The sequence below is a fragment of the Streptomyces sp. NPDC005151 genome (genome assembly GCF_053599875.1).
Map to the genome: position 1 here is coordinate 1 of NZ_JBSFYR010000133.1, position 14815 is coordinate 14815.

The 14815-nt window shown below is 69.2% G+C and carries 13 protein-coding genes and 3 pseudogenes; 11 read left to right on the forward strand and 5 right to left on the reverse strand.

The genetic code is table 11. The features are described 5' to 3' along the window. The 4 genes from ACWD6R_RS36925 to grpE form a co-directional block, all read left to right on the forward strand. Positions 1–153, forward strand: a 153-nt coding sequence (locus ACWD6R_RS36925; RefSeq protein ID WP_451822761.1) for a transposase, incomplete at its 5' end; no start/stop codon positions are given. Between the two features lie 581 nt (positions 154–734). Further along, positions 735–2828 carry a SpoIIE family protein phosphatase gene (locus ACWD6R_RS36930; RefSeq protein WP_451822751.1) on the forward strand — a complete coding sequence of 698 codons (2094 nt, stop codon included), beginning with the start codon at positions 735–737 and terminating at the stop codon, positions 2826–2828. A 655-nt stretch (positions 2829–3483) separates the two neighbouring features. Next, positions 3484–5337 carry a molecular chaperone DnaK gene (gene dnaK, locus ACWD6R_RS36935; protein ID WP_451822752.1) on the forward strand — a complete coding sequence of 618 codons (1854 nt, stop codon included), beginning with the start codon at positions 3484–3486 and terminating at the stop codon, positions 5335–5337. Continuing rightward, positions 5337–5990: a nucleotide exchange factor GrpE gene (gene grpE / locus ACWD6R_RS36940; RefSeq protein ID WP_451822753.1), complete on the forward strand. Its 654-nt coding sequence runs from the start codon at positions 5337–5339 to the stop codon at positions 5988–5990. Before dnaK ends, grpE begins: the two co-directional genes overlap by 1 nt. Positions 5991–6110: 120 nt before the next feature. Here the strand turns inward: grpE and ACWD6R_RS36945 are convergent, their stop codons facing one another. Further along, the gene (locus ACWD6R_RS36945; RefSeq protein ID WP_451822754.1) at positions 6111–6632 is read right to left on the reverse strand and encodes a GNAT family N-acetyltransferase; all 522 of its coding nucleotides are present in this window, start codon (positions 6630–6632) and stop codon (positions 6111–6113) included. Positions 6633–7207: 575 nt separating this feature from the next. Between ACWD6R_RS36945 and ACWD6R_RS36950 the strand changes: the two genes are divergently transcribed. The 3 genes from ACWD6R_RS36950 to ACWD6R_RS36960 all read left to right on the forward strand — a co-directional run bounded on the left by ACWD6R_RS36950 (position 7208) and on the right by ACWD6R_RS36960 (position 9564). After that, on the forward strand, positions 7208–8569 hold the full coding sequence (locus ACWD6R_RS36950) for an FAD-dependent oxidoreductase (protein WP_451822755.1): 1362 nt from the start codon (positions 7208–7210) through the stop codon (positions 8567–8569). A gap of 165 nt (positions 8570–8734) precedes the next feature. Continuing rightward, positions 8735–9367: a class I SAM-dependent methyltransferase gene (locus ACWD6R_RS36955; RefSeq protein WP_451822756.1), complete on the forward strand. Its 633-nt coding sequence runs from the start codon at positions 8735–8737 to the stop codon at positions 9365–9367. Positions 9368–9387: 20 nt separating this feature from the next. Next, positions 9388–9564 (forward strand): hypothetical protein, encoded by a 177-nt coding sequence (locus tag ACWD6R_RS36960; RefSeq protein ID WP_451822763.1) that lies wholly within the window; start codon positions 9388–9390, stop codon positions 9562–9564. On the opposite strand, the pseudogene ACWD6R_RS36965 reads toward ACWD6R_RS36960, so the two are convergent. Then, positions 9498–10052 (reverse strand): annotated as a pseudogene (locus tag ACWD6R_RS36965) (reverse transcriptase N-terminal domain-containing protein); the annotation flags it as partial. The gene ACWD6R_RS36960 and the pseudogene ACWD6R_RS36965 sit on opposite strands and share 67 nt — an antisense overlap. Before the next feature lie 64 nt (positions 10053–10116). Beyond that, a complete protein-coding gene (locus ACWD6R_RS36970) occupies positions 10117–10587 on the reverse strand; it encodes a TetR/AcrR family transcriptional regulator (RefSeq protein WP_451822757.1) in 471 nt (156 codons plus the stop codon). 221 nt (positions 10588–10808) lie between these two features. Here ACWD6R_RS36970 and ACWD6R_RS36975 point away from each other — a divergent pair, with 221 nt between their 5' ends. Both ACWD6R_RS36975 and ACWD6R_RS36980 read left to right on the forward strand, forming a co-directional pair. Further along, positions 10809–11999: an NAD(P)/FAD-dependent oxidoreductase gene (locus ACWD6R_RS36975; RefSeq protein ID WP_451822758.1), complete on the forward strand. Its 1191-nt coding sequence runs from the start codon at positions 10809–10811 to the stop codon at positions 11997–11999. 18 nt (positions 12000–12017) lie between these two features. Continuing rightward, positions 12018–12623: pseudogene (locus ACWD6R_RS36980) on the forward strand (sigma-70 family RNA polymerase sigma factor); the annotation flags it as partial. Here ACWD6R_RS36980 and ACWD6R_RS36985 read toward each other — a convergent pair. Next, a complete protein-coding gene (locus ACWD6R_RS36985; protein WP_451822762.1) occupies positions 12597–13013 on the reverse strand; it encodes an alkaline phosphatase D family protein in 417 nt (138 codons plus the stop codon). The pseudogene ACWD6R_RS36980 and the gene ACWD6R_RS36985 sit on opposite strands and share 27 nt — an antisense overlap. An 836-nt stretch (positions 13014–13849) precedes the next feature. Beyond that, positions 13850–14062 (reverse strand): annotated as a pseudogene (locus ACWD6R_RS36990) (MFS transporter); the annotation flags it as partial. Between ACWD6R_RS36990 and ACWD6R_RS36995 the strand changes: the two are divergent. Together ACWD6R_RS36995 and ACWD6R_RS37000 are read left to right on the forward strand one after the other, a co-directional pair. After that, positions 14052–14231: a DUF1348 family protein gene (locus tag ACWD6R_RS36995; protein WP_451822759.1), complete on the forward strand. Its 180-nt coding sequence runs from the start codon at positions 14052–14054 to the stop codon at positions 14229–14231. The pseudogene ACWD6R_RS36990 and the gene ACWD6R_RS36995 overlap by 11 nt on opposite strands. Positions 14232–14240: 9 nt before the next feature. Further along, the gene (locus ACWD6R_RS37000) at positions 14241–14795 is read left to right on the forward strand and encodes a hypothetical protein (RefSeq protein WP_451822760.1); all 555 of its coding nucleotides are present in this window, start codon (positions 14241–14243) and stop codon (positions 14793–14795) included. Positions 14796–14815: the final 20 nt, after the last annotated feature.

The window sequence follows — 14815 nt, forward strand, 5'->3', positions numbered from 1 at the left end:
GCGCACTATCTCCGCAAGGAGTTCCCCGACCACATCCGCAAGTACCTGTGGGGCGACCACCTCTGGTCACCCTCGTACTTCGCCGCCTCCTGCGGCGGCGCCCCGCTGGCGATGGTCAAGGAGTACATCGAGAACCAGAAGCAACCCGACTGAGCGCGGCACCGTGGTGGAAGCATTCCGGAGCGATACGGCGGCGCTCCGCGCCGCCCGACTCACGATGCAATTCCCCCCGAGCCCTGAAGGGCCGGGGTTCCTTGCAAGATCATGCTGAAGTTCCTCGCAGACCTCAGCGAGGGTCAGCATTCCTCGGCCTTCGACCGCCCCGGGTCTATGTCGCCGGTCAGACGCGACTGGCTGTGGCGAGCATACCGAGGGAGGCATGCCACAGCCTGGTGGCGGCGTCGGAGGTACTCGCGGCAGGGCCCGTTGCTGTAGGCCTTGTCCGCCGTGAGGCTGTCCGGCTTCTTGCGGGGCCTGCCCACCCCCGGCCGGGGAACGCGGATCTTGTGGTCGATGCCGGCGGATCGATGGCGTCAGGAGGCCGTCCATCGCGGTCCGCCGACGCCCCCGGCAACACCCCTGACGGGAGACGGCCCCGAATCCGGGCTCGGATCTGCCGGTGTCGGCCGGTGGGGGGACGATGGACACACTGAAAGGTATGCACGGGAGCCAGGGCGGCGAGGCGGTTCGCGCGGGCGGTGTGATGGACCTCTGAGGGGAAGGAGGGTCCGGCCGTGACTGAGGCCGACGGCCTGCTGGGCGACACTGCCCCGGGCACGGCTGATCCTTCGGCCGCTCCGGGCGGGCTGCTCGATGTGCTGGGTGTGGCTGCGGTGGTCCTGAACGCCGAGGGCCGGATCGCTCTGTGGAGCCCGCAGGCCGAGGAACTGTTCGGCTACACCGCCGGGGAGGCACTGGGCCGCAGCGCGATGTACCTGCTCATCGAGGAACGGCATCGGGAGCGGGTGATGTCCCTGTTCGCGCAGGTCATGGCGGGCTGCGGGGCTTGGGCCGGGGTATTCCCGGTGCGCCACAAGGACGGCAGCACCCGGCTGGCCGAATTCCGCAACATGCGTCTTGAGGACGAGCACGGCCACCTCTACGCACTGGGCATCGCTTCCGACCACGCCACGCTGCAACGCGTGGAGCGGGATCTGGCCTTGTCTGTGCGATTGGTGTCGCAATCCCCGATGGGCCTTGCGGTCATGGACACCGACCTGCGGTACGTGCTGGTCAACCCGGCGCTGGAGCGCATCAACGGCCTGCCCGCCGAGCAGCACCTGGGCCGGCGCGTCGGCGAGGTGCTGTCGTTCCTGGACGCCGACGCCACCGAATCGGCGATGCGGCGCGTGCTTGCGGACGGCGTCCCTCGGCTGAACCAGTTCACCACCGGCCGCACCGCGGCCGACCCTGACACGGAGCACGCCTGGCGTGTGTCGTTCTACCGGCTGGAGGACGCGTCCGGGCAGGTGATCGGGCTGGCCACCTCGGTCGTGGACGTAACCGAGCAGCTGCGGGCGGCTGCCGCCGCCGTCCGGACCCGGCGGCGCCTGGCCCTGATCGCCGACGCGTCCGCGCGGATCGGCACCTCCTTCGACCTTGAGGTCACCGCCCGGGAGCTGGCCGACATAGTCGTGCCGGAGTTCGCCGACATAGTCGCCGTCGACGTCCTCGACTCCGTGCTGGGGGGCACGCAACCCCACGACGACGGCGACACGGCGTCGTTTCGTGCGCTCGCGGTGAAGACCGCCTACCCCACGCCGGCAGTCCGGGCCGCCGACCCGGTCGGCGAGCTGGCGAGTTACGACGCCACCCGGCTGGTCACCCAGTGCGCGAGATCCGCCCGCCCCGTCCTGGTGTCCCGTGTGCGGGAGAGCGACCTTGCCCGTATCGCCCGCGACGCGGACGCCGCCACCCTGCTGAAGGAGGCGGGCCTGCACTCCTATCTGGCGGTGCCGCTGATCGCCCGCGGTGAGGTCCTCGGCGTCCTGGACCTCAAACGCGCTCGCGACCAGCAGCCCTTCGACCACGACGACCAAGTGCTCGCCGTCGAACTCGCCGCCCGCGCGGCGGTATCCATCGACAACGCCCGCTGGTATCAGCGTCAACGCCGCGCCGTGCTCACCCTGCAACGCCACCTGCTGCCCTCCGAGCCCGCCCCCAGGCCCGGGCTGGAGATCGCCTACCGATACCAGCCCGCTGCGGCGGCGGACGAGGCCGGCGGGGACTGGTTCGACGTCATCCCGCTGCCCGATGAGCAGACCGCGCTGGTGGTCGGCGATGTGATGGGCAGTGGCATCAACGCGGCCGCGACCATGGGCCAGCTGCGCATCGCCGCCCGCACCCTGGCCGCACTCGGGCTGGAACCCGATGCTGTCCTCACTCAACTCGACGACATCGCCGTGGGTCTGGACAGCGCCATGGCCACCTGCGTCTTCGCCGTCTACGACCCGCACCTCCTGCGCTGCCGCATGGCCACTGCCGGCCATCTGCCTCCTGTGCTGACCCGGTCGGGTCACGTGCCGGAATTGCTCGAACTGCCCACCGGAGCCCCTCTGGGTGTCGGCGGCGTCCCCTTCGAGACGGTCGAGTTCCACCTGGGTATCAGCGACGAACTGGTCCTCTACACCGACGGGCTGGTCGAGACCCGCGACCAGGACATCGACGCCCGCCTCCAGGCGCTCACCGACCTGCTCAGCAACCCCCGCCGCCCTCTGGAAGAGACCTGCGACTTCCTGCTGGGCGCGCTGCGCCACCAGGACGACCACGACGACGTAGCCCTGCTCATCGCCCGGACCCAACATCTGCAGTCCGGGCACGAGCCGTGAAGCCACGGCGCGGCGTCCTGACGATCCCGTCCGGCTGCGGGGCCTCGTGGCCGGGATGGGGCACAATCCCCGGCGCCGTGGTCCGCAGCCGCATACCTACGGCGCCGAGGGCATACCCACTCTCTCTCGCGCAGGCGGGGCAGTACTCCGCGGGCGGGCGGTGCCGGTTGAGGCGGTCGGCGTTGCATCCTGTGCGCCGGCCGGGGGCGCTCGGCGTCGGCAGCGGGCTGACCGCGGTCGGCGCGCGCCAGGACTGCGGTGGTCATGCCGGGCAGCTGCCCAGCCGGGGGACGTCGGCGGTGGATCGATCACTACCGCCGCGAGCCCCGTCGGTGCGGCAGCGGGGGGCGGGGCGGGGCAACATGGAGGTCATCAGGGCTTCCCCTTCGGACGCGGCAAGGGCGGTCTGACGCCCCGCTCGGTCTCCCCGCTCACGGTCGGGTGGCGTTACCTTGAAGCTTCTGCGCAGGGACGCGTTGACAGCGGTTGGCAACCGACGTATCCCGGAACCTGAGGGTGAAAGGCACGTTCGAGGCCGAGACCGGCCGGTGCGGTTGCCGACCGTGATTCGCCGGGCCCGGACGCCGCGGCCCAGGTGTGCCGCTGAGCAGCCCTGGCACCTGCCCAGTGGGGAGCATGGAAAAGGAGCGGGATCATGGCACGCTCGATCGGTATCGACCTCGGTACGACGAACTCGGTCGTCAGCGTTCTGGAGGGCGGCGAACCGGCTGTGATCCCGAACGCCGAGGGCGCCCGGACCACCCCGTCCGTTGTGGCATTCGCCAAGAGCGGCAACGTGCTGGTCGGCGAGGTCGCCAAGAGGCAGGCGGTGACCAACGTGGAGCGCACCGCCCGGTCGGTGAAGCGGCACATGGGTGAGGCGGCCTGGCGATTCCCGGACTCCGGCAGCGTGGACGGGAAGCGCTACACCGCGCAGGAAATCTCCGCACGGGTCCTGCAGAAGCTCAAGCGCGATGCGGAGGCCTATCTGGGTGAGGACGTGAGCGACGCCGTGGTCACCGTGCCCGCGTACTTCAACGACTCGCAGCGCACCGCCACGAAGGAGGCCGGGGAGATCGCCGGTCTGACGGTACTGCGGATCGTGAACGAACCGACCGCTGCGGCCCTGGCGTACGGCCTGGACAAGGAGAACGACCAGACGATCCTCGTCTTCGACCTCGGCGGTGGCACGTTCGACGTGTCCCTCCTGGACATCGGCGAGGGCATCGTGGAGGTGAAGTCCACCAACGGCGACACCCACCTGGGCGGCGACGACTGGGACCAGAGGATCGTCGACCACCTGGTGAAACAGTTCAAGAACAACTACGGGGTCGACCTGGCCAAGGACAAAATGGCCGTTCAGAGGCTACGCGAGGCCTCGGAGAAGGCGAAGATCGAACTGTCCGCGGCAACCGAGACGACCATTAATCTTCCCTACATCAGCGCCTCCGCCGAAGGCCCGCTGCACCTCGACGAGAAGCTCACGCGTGCCCAGTTCCAGCAGCTCACAGCGGACCTCCTGGAGCGCTGCAAGAACCCGTTCCACCAGGCCGTGAAGGACGCGGGAATCAAGGTCTCCGGTATCGACCACGTGATTCTGGTCGGCGGCTCCACCCGGATGCCCGCCGTCACGGGCCTGGTGGAGGAACTGACGGGCAAGGACCCGCACAAGGGTGTTAACCCGGACGAGGTCGTCGCGATCGGCGCAGCACTGCAAGCCGGTGTCCTGAAGGGCGAGGTCAAGGACGTCCTGCTGCTGGACGTCACCCCGCTGTCCCTGGGTATCGAGACCAAGGGCGGCATCATGACCAAACTGATCGAGCGCAACACCACGATCCCGACCAAACGCTCGGAGATCTTCACCACGGCCGAGGACAACCAGCCGTCCGTCCAGATCCAGGCCTACCAGGGCGAACGTGAGATCGCGGCCTACAACAAGAAGCTCGGCGTGTTCGACCTGACCGGTCTGCCCCCGGCCCCGCGCGGCCTCCCGCAGATCGAGGTCAGCTTCGACATCGATGCCAACGGCATCATGCACGTCGGCGCAAAGGACCTCGGCACCGGCAGGGAACAGAAGATGACCATCACCGGTGGTTCCGCGCTGCCCAAGGACGACATCGAGCGGATGATGCGCGATGCCGAGGCCCACGCGGAGGAGGACCGCCGCCGCAAGGAGGCCGCCGACACCCGTAACAGCGCCGAACACCTCCTCTACACCACCGAGAAGCTCCTGGCCGAAAATGCCGACAAGATCCCCGCGGATGTCAAGACGGACGTCGAGAACGCCCTGGCCGACGTCAAGGAGAAACTCAAAGGCGACGACACCGCCGCCCTTCGCTCCGCCGTGGAACGAGCAGCCACCGCTGCTCAGAAGATCGGCACTGCCCTCTACTCCCAGGCCCGGACGGATCAGCCCCCCGGTCCTGCTGCCGGCGCCGGACAGGGCGGCGAAGAGGATGTCGTGGACGCGGAGATCGTGGACGATGACACCGCGAAGGGAGGCACGTGATGAAGCAGCCGGCCCTGCCCCCGCGTCCGGATCTCCCACCTCCCGTGGTCATCCACGACCGCAGGAGCATCGATCCCGTCACTCTCCGGCCTCCCCGACCCGAAGGTCAGGAGGCCACACCGTCGGCGCACCCGGCAGCGACGGCCGGCCCACCGGTTGCGGGCAGCCGAGCCGCCCACAGTCCGTCCGGCCCGGAGAACCGCATCCGGCAGTTGGAGGCGGACCTGGCCGAGCGCACGGCGGACCTGCAGCGGGTCAAGGCGGAGTACGACAACTACCGCAAAAGTGTGCGGCGGGACCGCCTCGCGATCCGGGAAGCGGCCGTCGCCAATGTCCTGGCCGGGCTGCTGCCCGTCCTGGACGCCATCGACCGGGCCCGGGCCCAGGGCTACGTCACCGGGGGCTTCCACCAAGTCGCCCGGATTCTGGAGTCCCACCTCGCCGCGCTGGGCCTGCACAGTGTTGGCGAAGCAGGCGAACCATTCGACCCCCGTATACACGAAGCCCTCACTTCCACCACCGTCTCCGGCACCACCAGCGCGACCTGCATCGAGGTGCTGCGTCCCGGCTACCGGGTCGGCGCACACCTGATGCGCGCGGCACAGGTGGCCGTAGCCGAGCGGCCGGCCCTGAGCCCACCCCCGCCCCGCTGACCAACGGCGGGCCACAAGCGGCCGCGCCGCAGAACGTGACCGACCTACTGGCGGCGAGCCGACGGCTGCTGCTGTCGACGGAATGGAACACTCACCGGATGCTGAGCTGTCCGGATCCGGTCATAGCTCCCACTCCGCGTCGACATAGCCCATCGTCCGGTTCATCGCGATGGCATTCGCGTTCGCGGGGTGATGGAAAGTGCGGACCTTGGTCACGCCACACAGCTCCGCGAAGCTCAGACCGAACCCCTTCATCGCGACGGAAATGCCACGGCCGCGATAGCCGGCTCTCACACCGGTCATCTCGTTGAAGACGAAGCCGCTGTGTTTCGACGCCGCGGCCATCCCGATCCATGTGTCGCCGTCGAGGGCAATCACAATGCCGCGTGGATCATAGGACGGGACCTCGATCCGCTGCCGGACATATTCGTCGAACGTGCAGAACTCGCCCCTGTCCGGGATGTCGGCGGAACACTCCTTGTTCAGCTCATAGAGCACACGGCGATGATCCGGGGTGTCACCCAACGCTGCCAGCGTGGTCAATCGGATGCCGGCTCCGCGGCACGCCTCCACATACCGTTCGAAGCGTTGCACAGGGCACGTCGTCAGATCGAGTTCGAGCTTCACCCACTGGTCAGCCATGCGTTCCCCTTCGCTCCGGCATGATCCATGCCCACTCATCCTGCTGGATCGACCGGGTGGAGGGCAACGCCGGGTCCCGTGGATCAGCTGCTCGGCCCGGCAGCAGACCGCTCACGGAAGAGATCATCTGGTGTGCGTGGGCGACTCAGGGACAGGACCCGAATGCGGCTGTTCAACGTCCGGCCTGCACTCGCTCAGTAGCAGCCGTCGAGTCGGTCGACGAGTGTCCGAAGCGCGCGGGCTCGGCGCCGGGACATGCCGAGCGTCACGGAAACTCCCTGTCCTCGGGCGATGAGCCTTCCTGCGGTCGGCCGCCCTCGCTGAACACGGCCGGGGCCCTCACCGCGAGGATCGGCGCGGTCACGACGGGGAACGCCGCGCTGCATGCCGGGGTCTGTGGAGCGGACGGCGCGGAGGCAGGCAAGCGGGGCTGTCACCTCACGGATGGCCCCCCGGTCGGAGGGCCGGTGGAGGCAGGACATAGCGTGTGCGGTGGAGAGTACTAAGCCAAGCCTTACTTCTACTGCTCTCTGCCCGCGTTCAACCGCCCCATGGAACGAAGGAACAACAGCCCCATGACACGCCCTGTCCGCGTCGCCATTGTCGGAGCCGGCCCCGCCGGTATCTACGCAGCCGACGCGCTGTTGAAATCCGAGTGCGCACTGGACCCGGGTGTATCGATCGACCTGTTCGAGCGCATGCCCGCCCCCTTCGGCCTGATCCGTTACGGAGTGGCCCCTGACCACCCCCGGATCAAGGGCATCGTCACCGCGCTGCACCAGGTACTGGACAAGCCGCAGCTGCGGCTGTTCGGCAACGTCGACTACCCGCATGACATCGGCCTCGACGAACTGCGCTCCTTCTACGACGCGGTGATCTTCTCCACCGGCGCCGAAGCGGACCGCCCCCTCGACATACCGGGGATCCACCTCGACGGCTCCTACGGTGCGGCCGACTTCGTCTCCTGGTATGACGGGCACCCCGAGGTGCCGCGAACCTGGCCGCTGACGGCCGAGAAGGTCGCCGTTCTCGGTGTGGGCAATGTGGCCCTGGACGTGGCGCGCATGCTCGCCAAGACCGCGGACGAGCTGCTGCCCACAGAGATCCCGGCGAACGTGCACGAAGGCCTCAAGGCGAACAAGGCGCTGGAGGTGCACGTCTTCGGGCGGCGCGGTCCGGCGCAGGCCAAGTTCTCCCCGATGGAGCTGCGGGAACTGGACCACTCCCCCAACATCGAGGTCATCGTCAACCCCGAGGACATCGAGTACGACGCGGGCTCGATCGAGACCCGGCGGGGGAACAAGCAGGCGAACATGGTCGCCTGCACCCTGGAGAACTGGGCCATCCGGGACGTGGGCGACCGGCCCCACAAGCTGTTCCTCCACTTCTTCGAGTCCCCGGTCCAGGTTCTCGGGGACGACGGCAGCGTGGTCGGCCTGCGTACGGAGCGGACGGAGCTGGACGGCACCGGCAACGTCCGCGGCACGGGGCGATTCACCGACTGGGATGTCCAGAGCGTCTACCGGGCGGTCGGGTACTACTCGGATGAACTGCCGAAGCTTCCGTTCGACCCCGCCTCCGGAACGGTCCCTCACGTCGCCGGACGGGTTGTCGAGGGTGCGGAGCCGATGCCCTCGGTGTACGTCACCGGGTGGATCAAGCGGGGACCGATCGGCCTGATCGGCCACACCAAGGGCGACGCCAACGAAACGGTCGCCTGTCTGCTGGAGGACCGGGCCGCGGGCCTGCTGTCGGCCCCGACGCAGCCTGATCCGGACGCGGTCGTCGCCTTCCTCCAGGCGCGCGGTGTCCGCTACACCACGCGTGACGGCTGGCACCGCCTGGACGCACACGAGCAGGCTCTCGGTGCGGAACAGGGCCGTGAGCGCATCAAGGTCGTGGAGCGCGGCGCCATGCTGGACGCGTCCGGCGCCTGACCGTACGGCTGCGTCACCGGTGGTCGCCTCGGCGGGGACCACCGTTGACGCAGCACGTTGCGCAGAGTGCTGTGCGGGCGGGCCGGCCTGGGGGCGTTGAAGGTTGTCGTGAACGGTGCAACGATTCCGGGGAACCGTTCGCCCGCCCTCGGAGGGAACGCCTCGATGGATGACGAGCTCCGCCCCACGGCCGCGACAGTCTTCGACGCTCTCGGCGCCGACTACGAGCGAGCCTTCGCCGCCTCGGCAGCGCACCGGGCCTCGCTGCAACGCCTGCTGACCCGACTCGCCCCGCACAGCCGAATCCTGGACGTAGGCAGCGGAACCGGCCGGCCGACCGCACAGAGCCTGGCCGACGCCGGTCATGACGTGTTGGGGGTCGATGTCTCGCCGGTGATGGTGGACCTCGCGGCCCGGCAGGTACCCGGGGCGGCCTTCCAGTGCGCCGACATCCGTGAACTGGCGCTGGAGAGCGAGAGTTTCGACGCTGTCTGTGTGTACTTCTCGCTCCTGCAGATGTCGCGGGGCGAACAGTCACGGCTGCTGCGGCAGCTCGGGCGGTCGCTGAGGCGCGGAGGGCACCTGGTCGTGGCGACGGTGCCGCTGGATGTGGAGGATGTCGGCGCCGAATTCATGGGCCAGAAGGTGCACGTGACCAGTTTCGGCGCCGATGAGTTCACCTCGGTGGTGACCGGGGCAGGTCTGGCGGTCCAGTGGGAGCAGAGCAGTGTGTTCGCCCCGTCCCACCCTGAGGCGGTACCCGAGCCGCACCTCTTCCTGCACTGCGTGCGCATCTGACGCACGGGGATGATCGACGGATGCTGGTCCGCGTGGAGGCGGTGGTTCGGGGCCCGGCGGGGCTGAGGGTGCGCGTCCACTCCGACGTGGGAACGGCGGTGGCGCTCTGGCGCGGCGCTCCGGAGGACGTGCCCTTCACCGTCCAGAAGATCGCCGATATCGCGTCCTGGCAGCTGCGGCCGGGCCGGAAGCCATAGGACCTCGGCTCGAACCGCGCTTCCCACTCGGGTTCCAGCGCGTTCTTCACGCGGGCCTGGAGGACCCGGTCACGGATGACCAGGATGCCGAGTGGTCGCTGTTTCCCGTTGCTCTTGGGGATGAACACTCGCCTGACCGGTCTGGCCCTCCAGGGCTTCGACGACCGATGGATCCCGGCCGCCAGCGTGCCCCTCGCCTTCGGCGTGAGGGCTCGTTCCCCGTCGATGCCAGCGGTCATGCGACCACTGCTCTGCTGCGTCACGCGCTTCACGCTGACCAGCGTGTTGCTGCGGCTTCTCAGCATGAGCTTCTGCAAGTTGCGGACCTTCTTGAGGTCCCCGTCCTGCGTCGCCTTGAAGATCCTCTGCCTCAGCCGCCGTACGTTCTCCTCGCTGGTGGCCCAGTCGATGCCGTGCCAGTCGAGTAAGTCGCCCTCGGGTCCGTTCACCGCAGGCGTGAGCGTCACGCCAGGTGCCGTGACCTCCATGTTCGCCTCCGGTGTCTAACTTGTCCTTCGGTTCCGGCTTCCTTGCAGTGGTGACTTCAAAGGCTCACCTGATCCACGTGGGCACCCTTGTCGGGCCGGGCCACCAGGGGCCCGTATCCGGCGAGTTATGCGAGAGGCGGGTGAAGGTCCCGTCCCCCGGTTTCCTCCGGCCTTTCGGCCTGCCAGGCATTCGCTTCTTGGATCTTCCTTCTCCCGCTGGGGAGTTCAGCTTTCCTTGCGGTCGGCCTACCAAGGCGGGTGGCCTGGACCCCGTCGGGGTTTCCACGTTCCGCACCAGTAAGACGCGGCTGGGGTGGGCGCCCCCTCTACCCCGGGACCAGCGGTGTTGAAGTTCCCCCCGCTGCCAGGACAGGGTCGCCTTGCCGCATCGCGCCCGGGAGGCGACCGCGTCCATCGACATGGCCTCGTAGCCGACCTCGAGCATCACCTCCAAGGCCGCAGTGAGGATCTCCCTCTCCCGCGCGTCGACTACACGTGGGCGCCGCACTACCGGGCGCGGGGTGTCGGTGGCCACCGCCCACTCCCTCCAGTTGAGACGAAACCGTTCCGTCTCAAACGGCAGATCCCTCGGAGGTGAAACGCAACCGTTCCATCCCGCGCCGCGGGGAGGCGGCCGCCGAGCGACCGCAGGGCGGCACCCCGATCAATATGTGACCCACATCACAGTCAAGTCCTGTCAGGAACCAGGGCATTATCTCGCTCAAGGGGCACAAGCGAACAAACAGGAGCAACACCATGAAGCACCGCATCATCGTCCTTGGCGCCGGATATGCCGGGGCCTACGCGGCCGGGAACCTGGCCCGCCGCCTCTCTCCCGCGGACACCGAGATCACCGTGGTCAACGCAGAGCCGGACTTCGTCGAGCGGTTGCGCCTGCACCAGCTCGCGGCTGGCCAGCCGATCCAGGCCCGCAAGCTCGCCGACGTCTTCGCGGGCACCGGGGTGCGGCTGCGTCTGGCGCGCGTCACCGCCGTCGACCCCGCGCGCCAGACCGTCTCCGTGACCGACGGGGAGGGCGACGACGAGGTCGCCTACGACACGCTCTTCTACGCGCTCGGCAGCCGCGTCGCCGACCGCGGCGTTCCCGGCGTGGCCGAGCACGCCTTCGACGTCACCGGCCGCCCCTCGGCGCTGCGTCTGCGCGAGCGCCTGGACAGCCTGGCCGAGGGCGGGACCGTGCTGGTCGTCGGCGAGGGCCTGACCGGCATCGAGACCGCCACCGAGATCGCGGAGTCCCGGCCCGGCCTGCCGGTCGCGCTGGTCGCCCGCGGCGAGCTGGGCGCCCGGCTCTCCCTCGGGGCCCGCCGCCACCTGCGCGAGGCCTTCGACCGGCTCGGCATCACCGTCCTGGAGCACACCAGCGTCGAAGCCGTCGAACCGACGCGGGTGCTCTGCGCGGACGGCACCTCCCTGCCGTCCGACGCAACCGTGTGGACGGCCGGGTTCGCCGTCGCCCCCATCGCCGCCGCCAGCGGCCTGGAGGCCACCGAGAACGGCCAGATCATCGTCGACAGCACCATGCGCTCGGTCTCGCACCCGAACGTCTATGCCGCCGGCGACAGCGCCTACGCGATCGGCGACAACGGCCGGCCGCTGCCGATGTCCTGTGCCTCGGCCGGCTACACCAGCCGACAGGCCATGGATGCGATCGTGGGACGCCTGACCGGCCGCCGGATCCCGAGCACCAAGCTGGTCTACCCCGGCAATCACATCAGCCTCGGCCGGCGGGACGGCATCCTGCAGACGGTCGACGACGAAGCGCATGCAAAGCCCAAGTACGTGGGTGGCCGGAAGGCCGCCCAGGTCAAAGCAGGCATCCTCAGGATCGCCCTATGGGGCATCTCCCACCCGACCTTCGGCATGCCGAAGCGCAAGCGCCACCTGGCCACCACGCCGGACCAGCCCGCCGAGAAGACCGCCGCATAGCCGCATAGGGTGGTCCACGTGGACAGCACCACCACCGACCGCTTCGACACCGGTCGATTCGAGGCCAGCCGGAACCGGCTGGCCTCGCTGGCATACCGCCTGCTCGGCTCCGCCGCCGACGCAGAAGACGCCGTGCAGGACGCGTTCCTGCACTGGCAGGCCGCCGACCGCGAGCGGATCAAGGTTCCGGAAGCATGGCTGACCAAGATCATTACTAACCTGTGCCTCGACCGGCTCCGCTCGGCACAGGCACGCCGCGAACGCGCGGTCGGCGTCTGGCTGCCCGAACCGCTCCTCGACGGCGATCCCATGCTCGGCCCCGCCGACACCTTCGAACAGCGCGAATCAGTCTCCCTGGCCGTGCTGACCCTCATGGAGCGCCTCTCACCCATCGAGCGGGCCGTCTACGTCCTGCGCGAGGCCTTCTCATACAGCCACGCAGAGATCGCCGAGATCCTCGACATCACCGAATCCGCCAGCCAGCAACACCTCCACCGGGCCCGACGCCGCATCACCGCCGCACGCCGCGGCGGCGGCGGCGGCGAGGTCGACCCCGCGTCCGCCCGCAGAATCGTCGAGGAATTCCTCGCCGCCGCCTCATCGGGCCGCACCGAAGTGCTCCTCCGCCAGGTGCCGGTAGGCCGTGAAGTAGCCGTCCTGCCATGCCTGACAGGAGGCGAAGGCGAAGTTCAGCTCGCGGGGAGAGGCCCAGATGGCAGGGGTGGTACGGGTACGGCCCGTCCGGGACACGTAGTCGCCCACCCGGAAGCGGTAGTAGTACTCACGGTTCGGATGCAGGCCGTGGATCTCGGGGTGCACGGAGTGTGCGAGTTCGGGAGAGGCGATCACGCTGCCCCTCTGCACGGGGCGGCGGAAGCGTTCGTCCGCGGCCACCTCGTACTCCACCCGGACCGCGCGGCCCGGCATGCCGCCCAGCCCGTCGGCGGCGAACGGATCGGGGGCGAGGCGGGTCCACAGCACGACACCATCGGACCGGGGGTCTCCCGAGGCCACGCCCAGCGTGAAGGGGTTGCCGCTCAGCGGCGGGGCGGCGAACGCCAGATCCGGCCTGCCAGAGCCCCGTCCCCAGCGCCAGAGCGGCCGCTCCGGCGCCGCCGAAGCCGAGCAGATGCCTCCGGGACAGAGATTGCGCGGTCAAGGGAACCTCCAGTGCTGGCGAGTTCGGGCGTCGCCAGTACCGTCGTGGTCGGCGGTGTCCGCCAAGGTTCCCGGGTGCGGACGCGGATGGGCCATTTGAGCAACTCTGAGTGACGGACTCATGGTTGGCGGACTCCGCGCACTTCGGGAAGGCTACTCCGCCGGTGATCCGCCGGACCACCGACGCCGCCGTACAACCCTCACGCCGTCTCGTCGGTCTCGTGACGCGCAACCGTTCTCCCGTAGGGGCCGCCCAGTCCGGCCCCTTGCGGATCGTGCCAACGCCCACAGTCCGCGTACCGCATCTGCCCCAGAAGCCCTCACATGGATGAACCCGACTGGTACTGCGACGAAGTCATTCCCCGGAGGATCGACATCGACGTGGTCGTGGAGACCGACAGCGTGCCGACGTTCCGGCCCCCTGTCCCGGGCTTCGGCAAGGACCACGTCATCGTGGTGCCGAAGCACCATGTGCGCTCGCTGCTCGAACTCGACGCTGCCCTGGCCGCCCACCTGCTGGAGGGCGTCCGTATCGCCGCACGCGACGTCGTCGCCCGGCACGGGCTGCCAGGTGCTGACCACGCTCGGCGACGAGCAGCACAACCGGCACCTGCGCCTTCACATCGCTGCCGGGGACGGTGTCGCCCGGTTCGTCTCCCGGGATTGGCGGACCGGACGGGCTGGCCGAAGTCCGGGGGCAGGGCCATGAACAGTGGTGGCAGGGACAGACCGACGGCGGTCAACAGCAGACTGGTGCGCAATCCCCACCGGCCTGCCGGAAAGCCGCCGAGCAGTGAACCGAGCGGGGTCATTCCCATGCCGGCGAAACTGCTTGTCGCCGCGACTCGGCCCTCTGTCCGGATGGGTGCGATGGCCTGCCGGACGGCCATCACCATGACGTCGACCGGGAGTCGGTCGTCCAGGGCGGAAGGCTGCCGGTTCATCAAGGAACTGACGGCGTTCGACGCCAACAGGGTCGCGGCGCCGTTCGCGTACGAGTGGCACGACGACTCGGGAAACCGGTTCCGCTCCCCCAGGCGCGAGAACGGGGAATCGCTGCGGGCGGGCTCATGAGTGTGCGTCATGCCACGATCCGTGCCGCGTCGGCCGTGGGACGATGCCGGTGTGGTGCTGACGGGGGTACTGGACGCGATCGACGCCGTGGACTGGGCTGCCGTGCCGGGCCGTGCAGGGTGGTATCGGCCGGGCGACGCCGCGTCCGGGCTGCGCGATCTCGCGTCCGCGGCAGGGCTGGTGGCCGTGGCGGACGCGGCATCGCGGCTCGCGGGCGGCGGCCTGGTGCACGGCCACAGCGGGGCCGTGTTCCCTGCGGCCGTGATCGCGGCGCCGATCCTGCTGGACATCGTGGAGGGCGGGCACCCCTCGGCCGGACGGGCGGCGCTGGATCTGCTCGACGAGGCCCTGTCGTCGTACTCGTTCGCCGGGGACACCCGGATCGGCACGCCGTACGGCGCGGCGGTCCCGGTCTGCTGTGCACTCGCCGACCACATCCGTGCGCGGCGCGAGCTGCTCGCCGGTCACGGCAGGGCCGGCAAGTCGTTGCTAGTGCTGCCCCGCGCAAGTTCGTGGAGGGGTGTTGAGTCTGATCAGGCGGTCTTGAGTGGGCTGCCGTTATAGGTCCACCTGTACGGCTTCGC

Coding starts and splice junctions, on each gene's coding strand:
- dnaK (WP_451822752.1), top strand. CDS start 3,484: ATGGCACGCTCGATCGGTATCGACCTCGGTACGACGAACTCGGTCGTC.
- grpE (WP_451822753.1), top strand. CDS start 5,337: ATGAAGCAGCCGGCCCTGCCCCCGCGTCCGGATCTCCCACCTCCCGTG.
- ACWD6R_RS36945 (WP_451822754.1), bottom strand. CDS start 6,632: ATGGCTGACCAGTGGGTGAAGCTCGAACTCGATCTGACGACGTGCCCT.
- ACWD6R_RS36950 (WP_451822755.1), top strand. CDS start 7,208: ATGACACGCCCTGTCCGCGTCGCCATTGTCGGAGCCGGCCCCGCCGGT.
- ACWD6R_RS36955 (WP_451822756.1), top strand. CDS start 8,735: ATGGATGACGAGCTCCGCCCCACGGCCGCGACAGTCTTCGACGCTCTC.
- ACWD6R_RS36960 (WP_451822763.1), top strand. CDS start 9,388: ATGCTGGTCCGCGTGGAGGCGGTGGTTCGGGGCCCGGCGGGGCTGAGG.
- ACWD6R_RS36975 (WP_451822758.1), top strand. CDS start 10,809: ATGAAGCACCGCATCATCGTCCTTGGCGCCGGATATGCCGGGGCCTAC.
- ACWD6R_RS36995 (WP_451822759.1), top strand. CDS start 14,052: ATGACGTCGACCGGGAGTCGGTCGTCCAGGGCGGAAGGCTGCCGGTTC.
- ACWD6R_RS37000 (WP_451822760.1), top strand. CDS start 14,241: ATGCCACGATCCGTGCCGCGTCGGCCGTGGGACGATGCCGGTGTGGTG.